The sequence below is a fragment of the Rhodococcus sp. 05-2254-5 genome, assembly GCF_002258575.1.
GTDB lineage: Bacteria > Actinomycetota > Actinomycetes > Mycobacteriales > Mycobacteriaceae > Rhodococcoides > Rhodococcoides fascians.
The window spans coordinates 107905-126646 of the sequence record NZ_NOZG01000007.1 but is presented as its reverse complement, the minus strand read 5'-3'; the positions used below and the strand labels follow the sequence as shown (position 1 = coordinate 126646).

General features: G+C 61.9%; 15 protein-coding genes. 1 reads left to right on the top strand and 14 read right to left on the bottom strand.

Going from position 1 to position 18742, the window contains the following annotated elements:
* Positions 1-104: 104 nt before the first annotated feature.
* The 14 genes from CH278_RS05940 to CH278_RS05875 form a co-directional block, all read right to left on the bottom strand.
* Positions 105-1172, bottom strand: coding sequence for a polysaccharide pyruvyl transferase family protein (locus CH278_RS05940; RefSeq protein ID WP_094621413.1), 1068 nt, complete (start codon positions 1170-1172; stop codon positions 105-107).
* Positions 1169-2056, bottom strand: a complete 888-nt coding sequence (locus CH278_RS05935) for a glycosyltransferase family 4 protein (RefSeq protein WP_306436691.1) — start codon at positions 2054-2056, stop codon at positions 1169-1171. Before CH278_RS05935 ends, CH278_RS05940 begins: the two co-directional genes overlap by 4 nt.
* A 137-nt stretch (positions 2057-2193) precedes the next feature.
* Positions 2194-3246 (bottom strand): glycosyltransferase, encoded by a 1053-nt coding sequence (locus CH278_RS05930; RefSeq protein ID WP_256991763.1) that lies wholly within the window; start codon positions 3244-3246, stop codon positions 2194-2196.
* Between the two features lie 284 nt (positions 3247-3530).
* Positions 3531-5039, bottom strand: a complete 1509-nt coding sequence (locus tag CH278_RS05925) for a sugar transferase (RefSeq protein ID WP_094621412.1) — start codon at positions 5037-5039, stop codon at positions 3531-3533.
* A 492-nt stretch (positions 5040-5531) separates the two neighbouring features.
* Positions 5532-6851 (bottom strand): UDP-glucose dehydrogenase family protein, encoded by a 1320-nt coding sequence (locus CH278_RS05920; RefSeq protein ID WP_094621411.1) that lies wholly within the window; start codon positions 6849-6851, stop codon positions 5532-5534.
* Positions 6852-7051: 200 nt separating this feature from the next.
* Entirely contained in the window at positions 7052-7351 is a 300-nt protein-coding gene (locus CH278_RS05915) for a hypothetical protein (RefSeq protein ID WP_143536216.1), read from the bottom strand.
* A 55-nt stretch (positions 7352-7406) separates the two neighbouring features.
* On the bottom strand, positions 7407-8897 hold the full coding sequence (locus CH278_RS05910) for a sugar transferase (protein ID WP_094621409.1): 1491 nt from the start codon (positions 8895-8897) through the stop codon (positions 7407-7409).
* Between the two features lie 281 nt (positions 8898-9178).
* Positions 9179-10030, bottom strand: coding sequence for a sialate O-acetylesterase (locus CH278_RS05905; RefSeq protein WP_094621408.1), 852 nt, complete (start codon positions 10028-10030; stop codon positions 9179-9181).
* 9 nt (positions 10031-10039) lie between these two features.
* The gene (locus CH278_RS05900) at positions 10040-11257 is read right to left on the bottom strand and encodes a lipase family protein (RefSeq protein WP_256991764.1); all 1218 of its coding nucleotides are present in this window, start codon (positions 11255-11257) and stop codon (positions 10040-10042) included.
* Positions 11258-11261: 4 nt separating this feature from the next.
* On the bottom strand, positions 11262-12548 hold the full coding sequence (locus CH278_RS05895) for an acyltransferase family protein (RefSeq protein WP_094621407.1): 1287 nt from the start codon (positions 12546-12548) through the stop codon (positions 11262-11264).
* Positions 12549-12565: 17 nt separating this feature from the next.
* Positions 12566-13810, bottom strand: coding sequence for a lipase family protein (locus CH278_RS05890; RefSeq protein WP_256991765.1), 1245 nt, complete (start codon positions 13808-13810; stop codon positions 12566-12568).
* Entirely contained in the window at positions 13807-14478 is a 672-nt protein-coding gene (locus CH278_RS05885; RefSeq protein WP_094621406.1) for a YveK family protein, read from the bottom strand. Before CH278_RS05885 ends, CH278_RS05890 begins: the two co-directional genes overlap by 4 nt.
* On the bottom strand, positions 14475-15719 hold the full coding sequence (locus CH278_RS05880) for a lipase family protein (protein WP_032366990.1): 1245 nt from the start codon (positions 15717-15719) through the stop codon (positions 14475-14477). The genes CH278_RS05885 and CH278_RS05880 overlap by 4 nt, the downstream gene beginning before the upstream one ends.
* 4 nt (positions 15720-15723) lie before the next feature.
* Complete coding sequence (locus tag CH278_RS05875; RefSeq protein ID WP_094621405.1) at positions 15724-17163, bottom strand: polysaccharide biosynthesis tyrosine autokinase; 1440 nt, start codon at positions 17161-17163, stop codon at positions 15724-15726.
* A 109-nt stretch (positions 17164-17272) separates the two neighbouring features.
* Between CH278_RS05875 and CH278_RS05870 the strand changes: the two genes are divergently transcribed.
* Complete coding sequence (locus CH278_RS05870) at positions 17273-18694, top strand: O-antigen ligase family protein (RefSeq protein ID WP_094621404.1); 1422 nt, start codon at positions 17273-17275, stop codon at positions 18692-18694.
* Positions 18695-18742: the final 48 nt, after the last annotated feature.

Sequence of the window (18742 nt, the reverse complement as noted above, 5' to 3'; positions counted from 1 at the left end):
GACGCCAATACGCACACCGAGGGTTCTACTTCCCGCTGTAACGGAACCGGTATGGCGACCTATTATGCGAGAACCACCTTCCGTGAGATGCGTTGCTTGTCGTCTCATTCTGTGCCCTCATTACCAGGCTTGTGCATCAGGGATAGCTCCTGGACCAGTTGGTCACGAACAGGCTTGAGCCGGCGTGCCGCCGCCCGCACGGATGCGCTGTATGCCTCTCTTTCGACTTGGCTGGTGAGCAGAACGCGGACTTGCCTCAGAACACGCTCCGGCTCGAACATGTTGACGTTGTGAACGTACTGTTCCAAACCCAAGTCACCAAACGCGCCAAATCCCTTTCTCTCATAGGCTAAATGAATGACGAAGTGGCCAGAGCGGATCGCCATCAGAGCCGCATGTAGACGAACTGCGACGACTACCCGGGGTCGGACCGGGTCTACTATTAATTCTGAACGACTAAGGATACGTTGCGGACCGATCGAATTCATCGAGTCAGTATCGTTATTTCCCGCGGTCGCACTCTGGATATAGCCGTCGAATTCTGCAAGTTGGCAAGCGAGATCCTGAACCAAGGTGCTCACTCTTCCTCGCACTGCACGTATGGAAAGGACAGGAGTCGGATGTACATCCAAATCATTCCGAACCACGTTGCCGAGCTGTAGCAACGCCAAGTCACTCGATCTAATGACGTTTGCGCCAGAGAAATCACTCGCGCTACGGTCATCACGAACATAAAATCGATCAATTTTTCGGATACGCTTCGATAGCCAGCGCGCAACAATCGGATTGGCGGGTCCCACACTCTGAGGCATGTAGATGGTCGGTGTCTGCGTTCGAGCTGCCGCCGCCAACTGAGGTCCGTGAACTAGAATCGTTTTTGCAGTCTCGATCGGGAAGCCGGCCCTAAGATAACCTCCACCCACCGCCACCACGATGTCGACCGAGTCAAGGCTCCGAAGTAGCTGAATATACTTGAAGCTGTACCCACGCTTTGATAAGCCGGAGTCAACAACGTCAACGTCTAGATAGTGGAAACTGTCAGGATGGGAGGCGGCGATAATAATCTGTGTCGCGGAGCCAAATGCGCTCCGTATGAGATCTATGGTCTCGTCGACAAGCAAGCCATCACCGGCGTTTGCTGCGCTGTAGCAGTGGAGAACGACAATCTTCATTTGTGACCAATCGCATTGTAAACCGATACATGCGCATCGATACTTTCGTCCCATGTAAATTTCGATGCCCAGGCGCGACCCTGCTCCTCGACTCCACGTCGCCAGCTGGTATCAGTCAGAGCGTCCACTAGCCCGTCTGCGATGGCGTCGGTCGAGCAGCGGTCGATAATTTTCGAAGGTCCCGCGATATCGCGAAGCGCTCCATTCTTAGTGGTCAGCACGGGCGCACCCGCGGCCATTGCCTCCAAGACGGGAAATCCGAATCCCTCATACCTGCTGGGGAACACAAATAGTGCGCATTTCTGCATTAAAGCAGCCCGGTCGTTATCAGACACAAATCCCAAATAAATAATGTCAACGCTCGACTCGATTGCGGACATCGCGTCTTTAAAGTTCCATGCCGGCTTGCCTGCTATCACCAGAGGTAACCCCAGCTCGCGGACTGCTCGACACTCCATTGCCTTTATAAGCTGTTCGATATTCTTGCGAGGCTCTATGTTGCCAATGTACAGAACGTAGTCATGCGGGAGTACGCTATCAACATCACTACTCAAAACTGCGTGTCGCGCGAACTTCTCGGTATCGATTCCGTGGGGGATGACCGTGATATCCTCGACCGCGGCGTCGAAGACGTCAGCGATATCTTCGGCGCTTGACGTTGAGACAGTTATTAACGCGTCGGTTGATTCGATTGCGCGCTTCACTCGCGTTCGCCAGATTCGCTCCTGTATGGGGGTTCGCACCCCGTCTATCCACCGGCTGGCAATTCCGTGAACTGTCACAACTGAAGGTGTGCGAGTTTTGACTAGCGGCCCTGTGTCGGCCACGTAGTGAATTACTTCTCCGTTACGGCTCGACAGGCCTGCGGCGGTCTCACAGATCATTGTCAACGCTGGGTTGGAGTAATGCTGTAACACCCCAATAGTCAACCCTCGACGGGAAAGCCCATCGGCTAGCGACCTAGCATACGTCGTGTTTCCGCCAACATTTTTGTTTAAGATTCGCCCTGGCATCGTTACCTTCATTTTTCTCCTCCATAAAGGTCGGCCAGAGCTACGGATTGCGCCTCGGTTGAGTGCACGCCCACTGATTCGATGGTGGTCGCGTGTGTATGGTCCCGATACGAGCGATCCTCGAAGAACCGGTCGACAGCCATGGCTACACCTTGCGGCGTTTCGCCGGCGAACGCGTAGCCCAAGCCAGTAAGAGAAACTATCTTCCTAGCCAATACTGGAGTCCCAAGCGCGGCGGCTTCCAGCAGGGTGACGGGCGCCCCTTCCCATTTCGCTGTGTGCAAATATAGATCGGCAGAGCCGACGTACCGCTGGACCATTGAGTTAGGTAGCCAGCCAGTGACAATCACCCCGGCCTCGCGCAGTTGCGCTTTAGCTTCCGGGTCGCCATCTCCTACCCACGTCCACCGGAGGTCCAATTTTGAACATCTAGCAGACTCGGCGAAAAACCCGGGATCTTTCTGTGGGGAAATGCGGCCAACCGTGACGATTTCGCCTCTGTAAGTAGCCGATGACTCATCTTGCGGATTTTCTCCAATATTGCTGACAATGTTGGGTAGGTACTTTACGGTGGCACGTCGGCCAGCCATCCTTACTGCTTGAGCAACCTCGAACGGGCTGATCGCGGCGATAGTTTGCGTCGTCGTACTTAGTGCAATTTCTATCAGCTTAAAGGATAATCTGGCCGTCAGCGAACAGTCTTCGCGCAGGAATGCGTATGCATGCGGCGTGTAAATTACCTTGACTTCTGGATCGAATTTGAAGATTCGCAATAGGCCAGCAAAACTTGAATGAAGGTGGACTATTTGAGGCTTGGTTCTCAGTATCTCGCGACGTGCGGCGAACAGAAATGATAAGACTGACCCGTCGAAGCTCGATTCCTCGATTCCGCTTTCAATGTCTATGTCGTGCGCTACTCTATTTCGGACCAGTAGCCGGTGTTTGAGTCCAGGCGAATTTTTGACATATTGTTGGATAGCTGCCTGCACGCCACCGCCGTACGCTTCACTGACGTGTAAGACCGCCTTGCGGTTCTGTAACCGTAAAGGCTGGGCATTCATTACTGTAGATCCCCCATTTGCTCGCGAGCATAATCGCGTGGCTGCATTCGTACATTTTTGAAACCTGTTCGCGCTAAAACAAAGGCAGCGCCCTTATTTGTCTCAAGGTCAAGCAGCTGTGGTTCCCGACAGCCCTTCACGTGTGTTCGCTTTTCATCGAAAGACTTCCCGTCTGCCCCAGTGAGCGATAGTCACATTCAATATGGCCTAGGGTATGCGGGTAGTCTGCAGGCTCACTTGTGGCGGATCTCATTAATCGTTGTGGCGTCTCAGGCAGAGTCATTCTAGTAAGCGCCGTCGCTATGCACCACGGCCTTGGCCGTCTTCGCGATTATGAGCAGATCCCCCACCATCGACCAGTTCTCGACGTATGAAAGATCCAGCCGAACCGTCTCTTCCCACGACAGGTCGGACCTCCCGCTGACCTGCCACAGCCCGGTGACACCAGGCTTGACCAGAAGGCGACGACGAACCTCGCCGTTGTAAGTCTCGACCTCACGCCGCAGTGGCGGCCTCGGTCCCACGACGCTCATCTCGCGCCTGAGCACGTTGATGAATTGCGGAAGCTCATCGAGACTGAAGCGTCGCAGGATCTTGCCGACAGGAGTAACCCGCGGATCGTCGCGCATCTTGAACAACACCCCACCGGCACCCTCGTTGCGGTCGAGAAGATGTGCAACCTGCTGGTCCGCATCCACGGTCATGCTGCGGAACTTGATCATCGAGAACGGTTTGCCGTCGATGCCCATCCGCTCCGACTTGTAGAACACAGGTCCGCGACTCGTCGCCTTCACTGCGATCCCCACCGCAAGCAATACCGGCGAGATCATCAAGAGAACGAGCGCCGCAAATGTCAGATCGAACGCGGTCTTACTGAATCGGGTCGCTCCGTTGTACTGGGGCTTCTCGACGTGAATCAGCGGGAACCCTGCAACAGGACGCATCACCAACCGGGGGCCGGCAACGTCTACGACCCCAGGCGCAACCACGAGGTCGACGTCCTTCTTCTCCAGATCCCAGATCATCTTGCGAATACCCTTGTGGCCCAGGTGTTCGGTCGCGGTGACTGCGACGGTGTCGGCGCCGCACTCGTCGATCGCGGCGAGGACGTCCCGCTCACTACCGAGTACCGGGATGTCGGCACCCTCGACGTGAACGATTCCATCACTCGGCACCTCGTAGCCGGGCATGCACATTCCCACCACCGCGTAGCCCGAGGACGGCGAACGCTCGAACGACTCTGCCATCGAGACCGCAGCTGCGCGGCTTCCGACGATCAAAACCGATGTCTTGTATTTGTCCTCGCTGCGGAGTCGAGTGACCACTTTGCGCCACAGCCAGCGGCTGACAAGTAGCGCCACCAACCCAACTGGTAGCGCGATGGCCAGGTAGAGGCGTGCAAAGTCGATACGGAACAGCAAGGAGACGATCGCGATAACACCGAAGAGTCGGAAAGTGGCCGAGACGATGCGGCGGTACTCCTCGGCACCGTTGCCGATCACCCGCGTCGACCGGGTTCTGAAGATCGCGAGAAACGCGATCCAGACACTCGCCACAGCGACGGAGACACCGGTGTAGATAACCGAGTTGGTCAGTCCGGTGGTTTCGACCCCTCCAAAACGAACGATCTGAGCAACGGCAACGGACAGGACCACTGCTAGCACGTCGGTCACCCGAAGACGGGCGATGTATTGACGTTCCCACACATGCCGCGACGTGAGCTTGCGAGTCTTCAACTCCCCGGACCGCGAGGATCCCCAGAGTGAGCGTGGTGCCGCCCCGACAGATGCCACCTGCTCCCCTCCTTCTGCGCTTCTGCGACCACCTCCGGTGGCCGCTGGTCTGACATCCGAACCAATCCGGAATGCCACTTGTATCGAATTGAAATAGTCCCACGCTGCAATACGAAGCACCACGCGAGCGGCGCAGATCACAGATAAATAACAGCGTCCGTTCGGTTTACCACACATGCGCTGACTAGGCGAAACGGGAAACTGAGACTTCCAAGGTGTAACCGCCGCGAGGTCCAAAAACGCTACACACGAGTACGATCAACGCACTTTGGTGACCACTCACAGTGTTCAGCGCTGTTTATCGGGTGATTTACCCGTCAATCCCGGCGTCGACCGCTTTTAACGAACATCAGCTCTTGTCGACGAGTGCAAAGCAAGACGTTTGCCTTTTAAGGCAGTGTGCGTTAATGCGGATTACAGCTACCAGCAAGCACAACAGGCCGACAATTCATTCCATCGAATGAATTGCGCGATCGATGTGCCTGCTCGCACTCAAGGACGACCCAGGCCTCGGTAGTTCCACCCCGCCGCTCGCCACTGCTCAGGGTCCAAGCAGTTACGGCCATCGATCAGCTTCTTGCTGCGCACCACGCCGTCCAGGTCGCCGGGAACCAGGGCCTTGAACTCTTTCCACTCCGTCAGAACCAGCACCACATCGGCACCCTCGCAGGCCTCAAGAGCGGTGTTGTTGTAAGCCAGTGTGGGGAACAGCGCCCTGGAGTTCTCCATCGCCTTCGGGTCGTACACGTTGACCGTTGCACCCTGGAGCTGGATCTGACCGGCCACGTTGAGGGCCGGTGAATCACGAACGTCGTCGGAGTCGGGCTTGAAGGCCGCGCCCAGCACAGCCACCCGCGCACCGAGTAGCGAGCCGCACGCCTCCCGCGCCAACTCGACCATGCGGGTGCGTCGTCGCATGTTGATGTTGTCGACCTCGCGGAGGAACGTCAGCGCCTGATCGGCACCGAGCTCGCCGGCCCTGGCCATGAACGCCCGGATGTCCTTGGGCAGGCAGCCACCGCCGAAGCCGATACCGGCGTTCAGGAATTTGCGGCCGATTCGCTCGTCGTGGCCGATGGCGTCGGCGAGGACGGTGACATCCGCTCCGGCTGCCTCGCACACCTCTGCGATGGCGTTGATGAACGAGATCTTGGTGGCCAGGAACGCATTGGCCGAGGCCTTGACCAGCTCGGCCGTGGCCAAGTCGGTCACCAGAAAAGGGATCTGCTCCTCGAGCAGCTGCGCGTAGACCTCGCGGGCCAGCTCCTCTGCCCTGCCCGGCCGCTCACGATCGACACCCAGCACCAGGCGGTCAGGGCGGAGCGTGTCTTTGACGGCATAGCCTTCGCGAAGGAACTCGGGGTTCCAGGCAACCTCGACGCCGTCGCCTGCCGGCGCTAGTTCGCGGGCCATGCTGCCGAGCCGCTGGGCGGTGCCGACGGGAACGGTGGACTTGCCGAAGATCACGGCGGGCTTGGTGAGCAACGGTGCGAGCGTCTCGATAACTGAGTCGACGTACTTCATGTCGGCGGCGTACTCGCCCCTTCGCTGAGGAGTTCCCACACCCAGGAAGTGCACCTCGGCGAACTCGGCAGCTTCCGCGTAAGACGACGTGAAGCGAAGACGGCCCGCCGCGATGTTGCGCTGCAGAACCTCTGTCAACCCGGGCTCCCAGAACGGCACCTCACCGGATTCCAGCTTGCGGAGTTTGGACTCGTCGACGTCGACTCCGAGTACGTCGTGTCCCAGCTCTGCCATACACGCCGCGTGGGTAGCGCCCAGGTACCCGGTTCCGAACACTGTGATGCGCATACGTCGGCAATCTCCTCGGTCTCGAACGCAACCCTGACGGTTCCGCAGTATCGGGTCGACATTGTGAGCGCCCAAAGACAACTTCCGGACAATGCCGGCTGAATGACAAATGAGCGTTGAGGAGGTACCCGGGAGTCGGGGAGCCAAACTGAGTGACTCTCCAGGCCCGGCCAGACTACGTCAGCAGCGGAGGGAAGGCACTATCGTCGGACAGGGAACTGCGGGTTCTCCGGCTCCTCGACGGCCTCGGCGCAACGGTGGATGAAATCGCTGAGCTCGGCGCGAACCTCCGGGTCCAGTAGATCCAACGGCGACTCGGTGCCGTGATACTCGGCGAACGCCGCGGTGTAGGCATCGACACTGTCCGAGATCACTGCATGCAATGACGTCGACCTGTTCAGATGAACCCGCGCTATTCGGTCGATGCGATCGGCCAGAAAATCGTGAAATGAATTCTGCGCCATGGCTACATCACGTCCGTTCTCCGAAACAGTGGTCATTGCCGAATGATACGAACAAAACCGACCCACTGCAGGGTGAATACGGCCGGTGCGGTCAGTACGCCCCTTCGCTCCCCAGCACAGCCACCGCCGTCTTGGCGATGATGAGCAAATCGCCTGTCATGGACCAATTCTCGACGTAAGAAAGGTCCAGACGCACGCTCTCTTCCCACGAGAGATCCGATCGGCCGCTCACCTGCCACAGTCCGGTGATGCCCGGCTTGACCAGCAACCGTCGTCGCACTTCGCCGTCGTACGTTTCGACCTCGCTGCGCAACGGCGGCCGCGGACCCACCACGCTCATCTCGCGTCTGAGAACGTTGACGAATTGCGGGAGCTCGTCGAGGCTGAACTTGCGCATCACCTTGCCCACGCGAGTGACGCGGGGGTCGTCGCGCATCTTGAACAGCACCCCGCCCGCGCCCTCGTTGAGGGCAGTGAGTTCCTGCACCCGTTGGTCTGCGTCCTGGACCATGCTGCGGAACTTGATCATTTGGAAGGGCTTGCCGTCCATGCCCATTCGCTCGGACTTGTAGAAGATCGAGCCCTTGCTGGTGAACTTGATGATCACGGCGAGCGTGATCAGGATCGGCGAGATGAGCAGCAGGACCGACGTGGCGAACAGGAAGTCGAACGCCGTCTTGCTGAACCGCTTGGCCCCGTTGTACTGCGGCTTCTCGACGTGGATCAGCGGGAAATTCGCCACCGGACGCATCACCAGACGGGGGCCGGCCACATCGACCACACCGGGCGAGACGACGAGGTCCACCTTCTTCTTCTCGAGGTCCCACACCATCTTTCGCAGCCCGTGATGGCCGATGTGCTCGGTGGCCGTCACCGCCACGGTGTCTGCTCCGGAAACCTCGATGGCCTCGACCACGCTGTGCTCGTCGCCCAGTACCGGGATCTCGACGCCGTCGATGGTGAACGAGGTGTCGTTGCCGGGTTCGAAGTTGGGTAAGCAGATGCCCACCACGCTGTAGCCGGACTCGGGTGAACGCTCGAACGACTGCGCCATGGACAGCGCAGAACTGCGACTACCCACGATGAGCACCGACGTCTGATAGCCACCACGAGAACGCCTACGCGACACTACTTTCCGCCACGCCCACCGGCTCAGCAGCAGTCCGATCAAGCCGACGGGGAACGCGATGGCGAGATAGAGACGTGCGATATCGAAGCGGAACAGCAAGGACAGGATCGCGACTGTGCCGAACAGTCGGAACGCGGCCGAGACGATACGACGGTATTCCTCGGAACCGTTGCCGATCACTCGCGGCGAGCGAGTACGGAAGATGGCGAGAAACGCCAGCCACAGAATTGCCAGCACACCCGAGACACCGATGTAGCCGGCGATCGACCACGGGCTACCGAAGTCGATCTCACCGAACCGAATGATCTGCGCGACAGTCACCGCGCCGAGCACAACCAAAGTGTCGGTAACCCGAAGGCCTTCGGTGTACTGCGTTTCCCACTCGCGACGCGACGTCACCTTGCGCAGCCGTCTGGCATCACGGCGCGACACGACGGAACTCTGCATTCCCATATCGCTGATCGACACGTTTCTTCCCCTTGGTACTTCTGCGTTGCCGAACCCCTGCGTGATCGACACTGCACCGTGCCACCCCGTCGTGAAGCCTATCGTTGGATACTTGCTGTGTCACTTGGTAACAGCCTTGAGATCCTGTGTGTTGATCGAACAGAATCCCCAGGTCGTTACATGTTTCTCTCGTATTAACTACACGCGTCCACGGCATTGCGCACGCCGCCCGATGTGGTGTGAGAGCCCTCCCCTCGGCTCATTAAGACTGGCATTCGTTGCCGATGTCAAGCCGTGTCGGTCGAACGTCGGACATTCGATTGCATGCCCACAAAGGCGTCCCACATCCGCCGGCCCAACTCCCGCTGACCGGCCGCGTTGTAGTGAATCTTTTCGGTCTCGCTGTTGTAGAGATCCCTCGGCCCGGGGACGTATGCCACCGATGCCCGACGCCGCGGGGTATCAGCATGCACCGCGTCGATCACGGAATAGTTCGCGTGCCCTCCCTCGATCTCCTCGGGCACCATCTGACCCAGTACGAACGGCACCTCCCCGAAATACGCCCGTACCGTGTCGATCAGCAAATCGAGCTTCTCCGCATACGCCGGCCCCGTCAGCAGCGGCACGTCGCTCTCACCCTGATGCCACAGCACCGCGGCCAGCTCGTTGCCGGGCGCGATATTCAGACCCGAGCGAATGCGCGTCATCGCATTGTGGAACAGATTAATCCGGGCTCCGGTGTCCGAGGGATCCCACGAGATACCGTGAATGCGAGCGAACCCGGAATCACCACGCGCGTACGGCACCAACAACACCGGCCTGCCGGTTGCATCGGCGAGATGTCCTGCGAAGGTTGGCCCGAATCCGACTGCTTTGGAGGGCACTTCGTGGAACAGCGGGTTACTTCCCGCGACGACGGTGTTCTTCGACCTACCCGAGGCCGCCCACTGATGCACCCGCGGATGCGGGGCGTCGAGCCCGTCGCGATCCAGCCCCACCCCAGCCCCGTGGGCATTGGACTGCCCCAGTACCGCGACCACCAGATACGGTTCGTCGAACACCTCCACCGGGATGCCACGACCGAGACGTCTCTTGACGACATCCTTCGCGCGAACCACCAGGTCCTCTCGTAACCCCATGAGTCCCCCTCACCCGCAATCGTTGTGTGCCGACGTTCCGGCGAATCGATCGGCGAGCCACTGAGTGACGGCGTCGCCGTTCACATCTCCATGTCCCCGCCCCGCCTGCCGGTCGATGGTGATCACGTCTCCCAACGCACAGGCGCGCGCCAGTGCGTCGTCCGTCCACGCCGCGTCGATGTAGGTGTCGGAATCTCCATAGGCCACCAACATCGGTGCCGACGCCGGTCCCTGGGGCACAGCCATCGACGCCAGCTCGTCCCGCAGCGTGGCGGCGGCCGCCGGAGACGTCGGCGCAAAGTCGTTGTTGCCCAGTTGTTTCACTGCATCGTCTCGGGCACCGGCCCGGTCCGGCGTGCATCCCGAGAGCGCGGTCCAGTCCTGAGCCGCAGTGCCGCTGCGATAGTCGTCGAGATTCACGCGCGGGTCACGTCGAGCCCACGATTCGAGAACCCACTGCAGCAACGGCCCCTGGTCCGTCGTCAACGTACCCGCGGCGGCCTTGTCCACCAGACCCACCATGTTCGCTGCCGGGGCCAGAGCCGCAGCCCCCACCAGGTCCAGTTCGGGCGCATACGTCGCGGCGAGTTCGTTCGCCGCCCATGCTGCGCCGCCGCCCTGCGATCCACCGAATGCGGCCCATCGCGTTCCGACGCTCGGGAACACAGTGCGCAGGGCACGCACCGCGTCGATGACGTCGTATCCGGCGGTGATGTTGTCCAGGTACGCATGATGTCCGGCGTGGCCCAGTCCCTCGTAGTCGGTGATAGCCACTGCGAATCCTGCTGCGGTGAAACCCTGTACGAGGGCCGAGGCACCGAGCAGAGAGCCCGACCTCGACGGAGCGCACTCCTTCTCGATGCCCGTCGTGCCGTGGGCGTAGGAGATGATCGGCCACCCGCCGTCGGGGGCATCGCCGTCGGGGGTGAAGACTGTGCCCGATACTTCCCGCTCCCCTGCATCGGTCTGCGACGACCGGTACACCACGCGTGCTGCGTGTACACCCGAAAGGCGCACCTGCACCGGCAGATTGGGCATGGTCTCGGCACTGACGACGGAGCCGCTACCCGTACCGGGATCGGCGATCACCAGCGGTTCCGGGTCCGATCCCCGTACTGCAGCGGCCACTGCTCCCTGGACCTGAGCGCCGATCGGCACCGCGGCGGCGCATCCGCCGAGCAGCGGCAGCACCAGCAGCGCTGCTACCGCGCGGCGTGGGATGCGCATGGATCTACTTGCTGGCCTTGAATCTACGTGCATACGTCAACGCCGGCTTCTCGATGAACCGGTACGTCAACGAACCGAACGCGATGCTCACTACGGCTATCACGAGGAAGTTCCAGGCCATGCCCGGCACGCTGTCGCCGGCCAACCACCCGAAGCGCCCGATCATGATCAGCACCGGGAAGTGCCACAGGTACACGCTCAGCGAGATCATGCCGACATAGCTCAGCGGTGCCCAGTCCGCCCGCTCGGCCAGTGCGGACTTCTCCCCACGCGCGAGCGGCACGATGATGAACAGGATGAGCAGCGCGGAACCGAAGGCGACAGTGGAGCTCTGCCAGCGCGAGTTGTCGTCGATCAGCTTCAACGAGATCACCGCCGTCGGGATCATCGCGATACCGGTCCACCACCGCATTCCGGTGGCGATCGCGCCCTTGAACATGCCGGTGTCGATCGCTACGAAGACGACGGCCGCGAGCATTCCGTACGTGAAGTTGTCTGCCAGAGACCAGAAGCTCCGACTCAGTACCGCAATCTCGTTGGGACCCCAGTCGAGCAGCTTCGGATCGGTGATGCCCGACGGCCCGACCCGTGAGGCGGTGTAGAGCTTGCCGGTGACGCCGACGACGAACATCACCACCACCGGAATCATCGCGAGTACCGGTGCCGGTATCGAGGTGCGCTTGCGGAGGAAGAATGCGATACCGGTCAGCAGCGGCAGTGCAATGTAGAACGCGAACTCGAGCGACAGCGACCACGACGGGTTGATGCCGGTCTGCAGCATGCTCGGAATGTAGGAGTGCACCAACGTCAGGTTGGCCAGCAGCGTCAACGGATCGGTGAGCACACCCAGGCCGTTGTCGGTGAAGTGACGCTCGGCCACGGCCGCGTTCTCCACGAACACCGCCCGCATCACGAAGTTCGCGAACAGGAAGATGAACAGATACGCCGGAAACACGCGAAGCAGGCGATGCAGCGCGTAGCTGACGTTGTTCGGCATCGGCTTGCCAGCGAACAACTTTCGCACCATTGGCAGGAAGATCAGGAATCCCGACAGGGCGAAGAAGAAGATGAGCCCCTGCCCCAACAGCCCGAGTTTGTACGTCGCCACCGTCTGCGGCGAGTAATGGCCGCCGACGTGCACGGCGAGCACACACAGGCACGCAAACCCGCGTGGTCCGTCGAGACCGAGAATGCGTGCCGGACGCTTCGGCGCATCGACCTGTGGGGTGGCCGGCGTTGTCGCTACTGGATCGACGGCTGCGGCTGCGCTGCTGTCTGGCGTGGCGGTCATGGGTACCTACTTCGAGGTCACGGTGCCGGCGGTGAAGCCGGGCAGAAGTTGACGGCCGGAGTGCCGGCGAACCGGTCGTTCAGCCATCCGAACGCAGCAGCACCGTCGATGTCTGCGTGACCGGAATTGGGTTGTAGTACAGATTGAATGGTGTCGCCGCTGCCACACCCGGCCGCGATGGCGGCATCGGTCCACGGCTGCGAGATCAACGTGTCCTGGCCACCGTAGATCACCAGCATCGGAGCCGCAGCAGGAGACTTCGGCAGGCTCATCGCACGGAGGTAGCCCTCGAGCACCGCGGTGGCTTCCGGCGTTGCCGGACGCAGATCGTCGTCGTCGATCTGCGCGGCGAGCGAGGTGCGATCTGCAGCGAGCGCTCCGCCGCACGCGGAGAACTCCTCCCACTTCTCGGCGACGATTCCCCTGCGGTAGTCGTCCAGATCGAGCTCAGGATAGGACTTCGACAGCCCCACCAGCACCCACTGCAGCAGCGGCTTCTGGTCTGCAGTGAGTGTGCCGTTCGCTGCGGCCGCCGCCAGCCCGGTGATGTCTGCTGCCGGTACCAGGCTGACCGAGCCGACCATGTCCAGGCCGGCTCCGTAGGTGGACGCGAGTTCGTTTGCCGCCCAGGCTGCTTGGCCACCCTGCGAGCCGCCGAACGACGCCCACCGCGTCGAGGTGTTCGGTACCAGCTTGCGCGCGGCACGTACCGAATCGATCAGGTTGTTTCCGACGGTCCGCGCGTCCAGGTAAGGATGGTACGAGCCGTCCAGACCGAGACCCTGATAGTCCGATACCGCCACCACGTGTCCGGAACGCACCAGCGCGGCGACGATCTGCGAACTCCCGAGCAGTTCCGGGTCCGTCGACGGGCCGCAATCGGGCAACACGCCCGTGGTGCCGTGACCGTAGGCGATGATCGGCCAACCACCCTCGGGTGCAGTGCCTTCCGGGGCGAAGATGGTGCCTGATACCCGCTGCGTCGAACCGTCGACACCCGAGGTGGACTCGTACACCACCCGCGCGGCGACGGAGGAGATACCGCTCAACCGTCGGTCGATGGTGAGCAGCTCCTCCGCGCTGTCGAGAGATCCTGGGCCGTCGTCGCTGAAATCGGCCGTCAACGACGCACCGAACGCCGCCGATTCCGGGTCCACCGCGGGTGCGTCCGACGAGCAGCCCGACGCCGCAAGCATCAGTGCCAGCGCACCCGCCCCGGTGGCTCTGCGCAACAGCGGTATTCGATCCTTCGTCACAGTCATTCCCCCATGCTCTGCTTCACGATGTCCTCCACCTGATCGCGGTGGACTATCGAATCCCCTGCGATGCCCCGCGCCAGCACGAGCACGCCGGACACCATGATCCCCGCGACGGCCCCCAGCATCACGTTGTTGCCCACGATCGGGGACGACGCCGAGCTCGGTGTTGTGGCCGCGTCGACCAACGTCACCGCCGATACCGGCCCGTTGTTCCCCAGATCGATCTCCCCGACGAGCTTGATGAGCTGTACTGCAACCGAATTGGCGATGTCGCGCGCACGCTCTGCATCGGTGTTCACCACCGAGATGTCGATAAGCGCCGAACCGGGGCTCGGCACCACGGTGATGTCGTTCTTCAGGTCCGCCGGTTCCACCGGTAAGCCCTGCGAAGCAATGACCCGTCGCAACACCTGCTCACCGGTGGCCAGCTGCACATACGATTCCACCCGAACCAACGAGCTCCGGTTGCCGTCGAGCGAGTTCTTCGGTGACACCGGGCCCGGCGCAGTGACGAACACGCGCGAGGTGGCGGTGTACGACGGCTCCACCAGATACGTCGCCAGCCACGCGGCACCCGCCGACAACACAGCGGCCGCGAGGATCAGTGCCCAGCCGGACAACAGCATTCGGCCGTAATCCTTGAGTCTCGGCACACCGGCAGGAGCGATCATCGATTCAACTCGCACGTATCGACGGGGCGCTGTCCAGCGAACATGCTCTTGACCCACGGCAGCGACCTACTGCTGTCCAGATCACCGTGGCCCTCTCCCTGATGCAGCTCGTACTCGACGACGTCGCCCGACACGCACGCTCGCTGCAGCGCCTTCTCCGTCCACGGCTGAAGAATCAGATCGTCCTCGCTGCCGTACATGACCAGCAGTGGTGTGCTCGAACCCTGCTGCGGCAGTGCCATATCCGAGAGGTACCCGCGCAGACGATCGGTCGCCTCGACGCTCACCGGCTTCAGATCCGCGGCCTGCACCCGCGTCTGCAGGTCCGGAACGTCCAACGACCCGGGCGGGACGCACTCCATCAGGTCGTCCCATCGCTCCCGGGCGAAGCCGGATCGATAGTCGTCCAGGTTCATCTCGGGATGCGAGATCGCCAACGAATGCAGGGCGTACATCAACAGTGGGTACTGAGCCCGAGTGAGGGTTTCGTTCGCGGCGGCGTCGGCCAGGCCTGTCATGTCCGAGACCGGCACCATCGCCGCGGTGCCGACCAGCTCGAGCCCACCGCCGTACTCGGCATTGCGATCGCTCGCAGCCCATGCGGCCATCCCGCCGAGCGAGACGCCGTACGCCGACCACCGTGAACTCAGCGTGGGCAGGAAGTTCCTCGCGGCCCGCACCGCATCGATCATGTTGTAGCCGAACGTCTTCGCGTCGAGGTAGGGATGGTACGAGCCCTCGAGCCCGAGACCCTGATAGTCGCTCATCGTCACGGCGAAGCCGTTGAGGACGAGGGCGGCCACGATAGGTGCGTTGCCGAGCAGGTTTGCATACAGGGAAGGGCCGCACGCGCTGAGAACTCCCGTGGTGCCGTGCCCGAACGACACCACCGGCCACCCGCCCTCGGGAGCAGTGCCGGCCGGAACGACGACGGTTCCCGAGACCTCCGTCGGCTGGCCGGTGACGCCCGACGTCGACCGATAGACCACCCGGGTTGCCGTCGCACCCAGTTCGCTGATGTCGACGGCGATGTCTCGAATCGGCTCGGCCGAGATCAACGACCCTGGCTCCGTACCACCGAAGTTCGACGGTGGCGGTGGTTCCGACGCCCGCGCCTGCGCGGTGACGGGAGCCGTAGGAGCATTGGGAGGGAGCACCACCGACGGCTGCTGGGAGCAGGAGATCGATACTGCCGCGGCGGTCAGGACGACACCGACCCGCACCGCGAACCTCGGTGACATCGAGCTAGCCTCTGCTCGCCGACGGGCTCGCAGAATCGCTCGTTGCCGCGGCATGCCGACGTGCGGTGGAGTAGGGCTTCGCGGATGACGCTGCAGTCGAACTACTGTCGTCGGTGGCCGCGGGGGGTGCGGTCTTCGACGACCGTCGCGTCGAGGGCTCGAACGTGGTCACCACACCCAGCACGGTGCCGCCGACGCCGTCGAGCACCTTGATTGCACGTCGGAGCTTGTCTCGGGTGGTGCGGCCCGTCCGCGCCAGTACCACTGCGCCGTCGGCCAACGCGGTGAGAATCGCGCCGTCGGTGGCGTCGAGCAGGGGTGGGGTGTCGACAATGACGTAGCGGTAGTCGCCGCGCAACGACTCCAGCAGCAGCTGCGCTCGATCCGATCCGAGGAGTTCGCTGGGGTTCGGCGGCACCGGGCCCGTCGGCAATACCGACACGCCACCGAACGCGCTGGGAACGATGGCGTCCTCCACGTGGTGCTCGCCGGAGAGCACTGTCGACAGGCCCCTGTCCTGGTTCAGACCCAACCGGGAGCCCAGGGCAGCGTCGCGCAGATCGCCACCGACGAGCAACACGGTGTGTCCCGCCTCGGCGAGAATCGCCGAGAGATCGATGGCCGTACTGGTGCGGCCCTCCCCGGAGGAGGCACTGGTGACGGCGATGACCCGGGGCGGGGACCCACCGCCCAGGAATCGAATGTTGGTGCGCAGAGCGCGAAGCGGCTCCCCCAGCTCGGTCATCGAGGCCACTGCAGAACCGGGTCGCGTCGTGTCGACCGGAAGTCCGCCCAGCACGGCCTTGCCCGAGATCTCCTCTGCCCGAGTCCGATCGCGAATCGAGCGATCGAGCAGCCCGCGCAGCAGCGCGAGCGCCACCCCGAGGACGAACCCGATGGCACCGCCGAGTCCGAGTGCGGTGGGTAGCCCCATGCCGATGGGCGTGGACGGCACGTCGCCCTGGTCGACGATGGTCGCGCCGGCCGCGGCGCTGCCCCCTCGTTGCGACGTTTCGAGTTCTTGAATCACCTGGGTGAGCTGCCCGGCGACTGCGTTGGTCAACACCTGGGCGACCGCGGGGTCGGGGTCGGTGGCGCACAGATCGAGCAGCACGGTCTTCTCGATGGGTGTTGCGGTGACGCGCGAGCGGAGGTCGTCGGCGGACATCTGCAACTGCAATTGATCCACCGCTCGCTGGGCAACCTGTGCGCTGGTGGCCAATCCGGCGTAGGACGTCACCCGTTCCTGCGAGAACAGGTTGTTCTGGTAGGCCTCACCGACCGAGCTGCCGCCTTCGGTGGTGACGAACAATCGGGCGCAAGCTTGATACTGCGGCGTCGTGAAGAGTGTGTAGGCCCATCCCGCGGCGATGCCGAGGACCGTCGCCAGTGCCACGATCCACCAACCCGCGCGAAGAATGCGGCCGTATTCTCGAATCTCCACGCGATCTCCCATCGAAAACCTTCGGTAGTGGCAAAGAATAAAGCGCAGCGAAGGATTCGGCACGGCGTACGTGTTGCGAGCGAATGAAACCGTGACAACATCAGAGCCCATGAGCATCACGCCACGACTTCACGCGGCAGCCATCGTGGCCGTTCCCGTGGTCGTCACTGCCGCCATGATCGTGGGCGGAACCGCGGCCACCGTGGGTGTGTTCGCCCTCGTCGTACTGGCCGTCGGCGTGTACATAGGCCTACGTCATCCGCTGTATTTGTCTCGTGCGCTTGCCTTCTCGCTCGGAGCCCTGCCCTTCGGCTACGTGCCCGGCGTTCACGTACCGTTGGTGTTCGCGTTGGGTATCGCCGTCGTTCTCGCGACAGTGATTCACCGCACAGCGGTGAGCCGCATCACATGGCCCGAAATGCCGATGATCGCGCTGATAATTCTCTCGGCGTTGTCGTTGTTCGCGACGAGTGGTGCGCTGGTCGATTACGTCGAATTCGGCCAATGGCTCGTCTCGACCCTCGTCGTGATCTGCCTCTTGCGCTTGCCGCGTGAGGAATTGGCGCTGTTCGGCAGAATTTACGTCTACGCGGCCTCGGCCGCTGCGGCATTCGCTCTCATCGTCTTCGTCGCCGATCCCGCCGGAAAACTCATTCGCTATCTGTCGATATTCGGCTACGGGGTCGAGGAGGAAAGCACTCGGTTCGTCTACAGCAGCTCGGGTGCCGCCACCGTTCGCCTGGCCGGGACGTACATCGACCCCAACGCAGCCGGTATCGGTTTCGTGCTCGCGTTGATGCTGTGCATCCTGCTCCTGCGGGGACAGCTACGCACTGTGCTTGCGGCACTGCTGTTTCTGTCGATCGTGTTGACGCTCTCGAGGGCCGCGCTGTTCTCGGTGGTGTTCGGGGTGGTGCTGATGCTGCTGTTCCAGCAGCTGCGCACCCGTGAGCGGCTGGCCATCGTCGGAGCCTTCGCCGCGGCCTTCGTCGGCGCTCTCGCGGTTCCCAGTGTCCGGAGTCGCGTCTTCTCCTCGTTCGGCAACGAAGACGCCGGATCGAGTGCACGCGGTGACGCGTTGGTCGAGTTCCCCGGGCACATGCAGGGTCACTGGATGTTCGGACTCGGCTGGGGCCGTGCAGAATTCAAAGACCCCACGGTCGCTTTCGAGGTGAACTACGTCGCCAACACCCCGCTGCTGACCATCTACCGCGGCGGCCTCGTAGCCGGAATCGCCTTCGTCGCCATCCTCGTCGTCATCGCGATCGTGGGCTACCGGCTACTGCGGTCACGGCGCTGGGAAGACGGGTTCTACGGCGGCGGAATGATCGGATTCGCAGTCGTCGCATTGGAGCTCGACTTCCCCGTGGTCACCATCCCGGCCACCACAATGGCGTTTTCGGTGATGTACGCATTCCTCGTCCACGCATGGGAAAAGTCGTCGGAAAACAAGGTCGACGCCGAAGCCGACACGCCGTCGAATTCGAAAAGCTTGCTTTCACGGCACAGCGCTCGACCAGCGGTTTCTTAAGAATTCGGGATCTCGTGCCAATTTGCACGAAAGCGTGTTCGTAGTGCA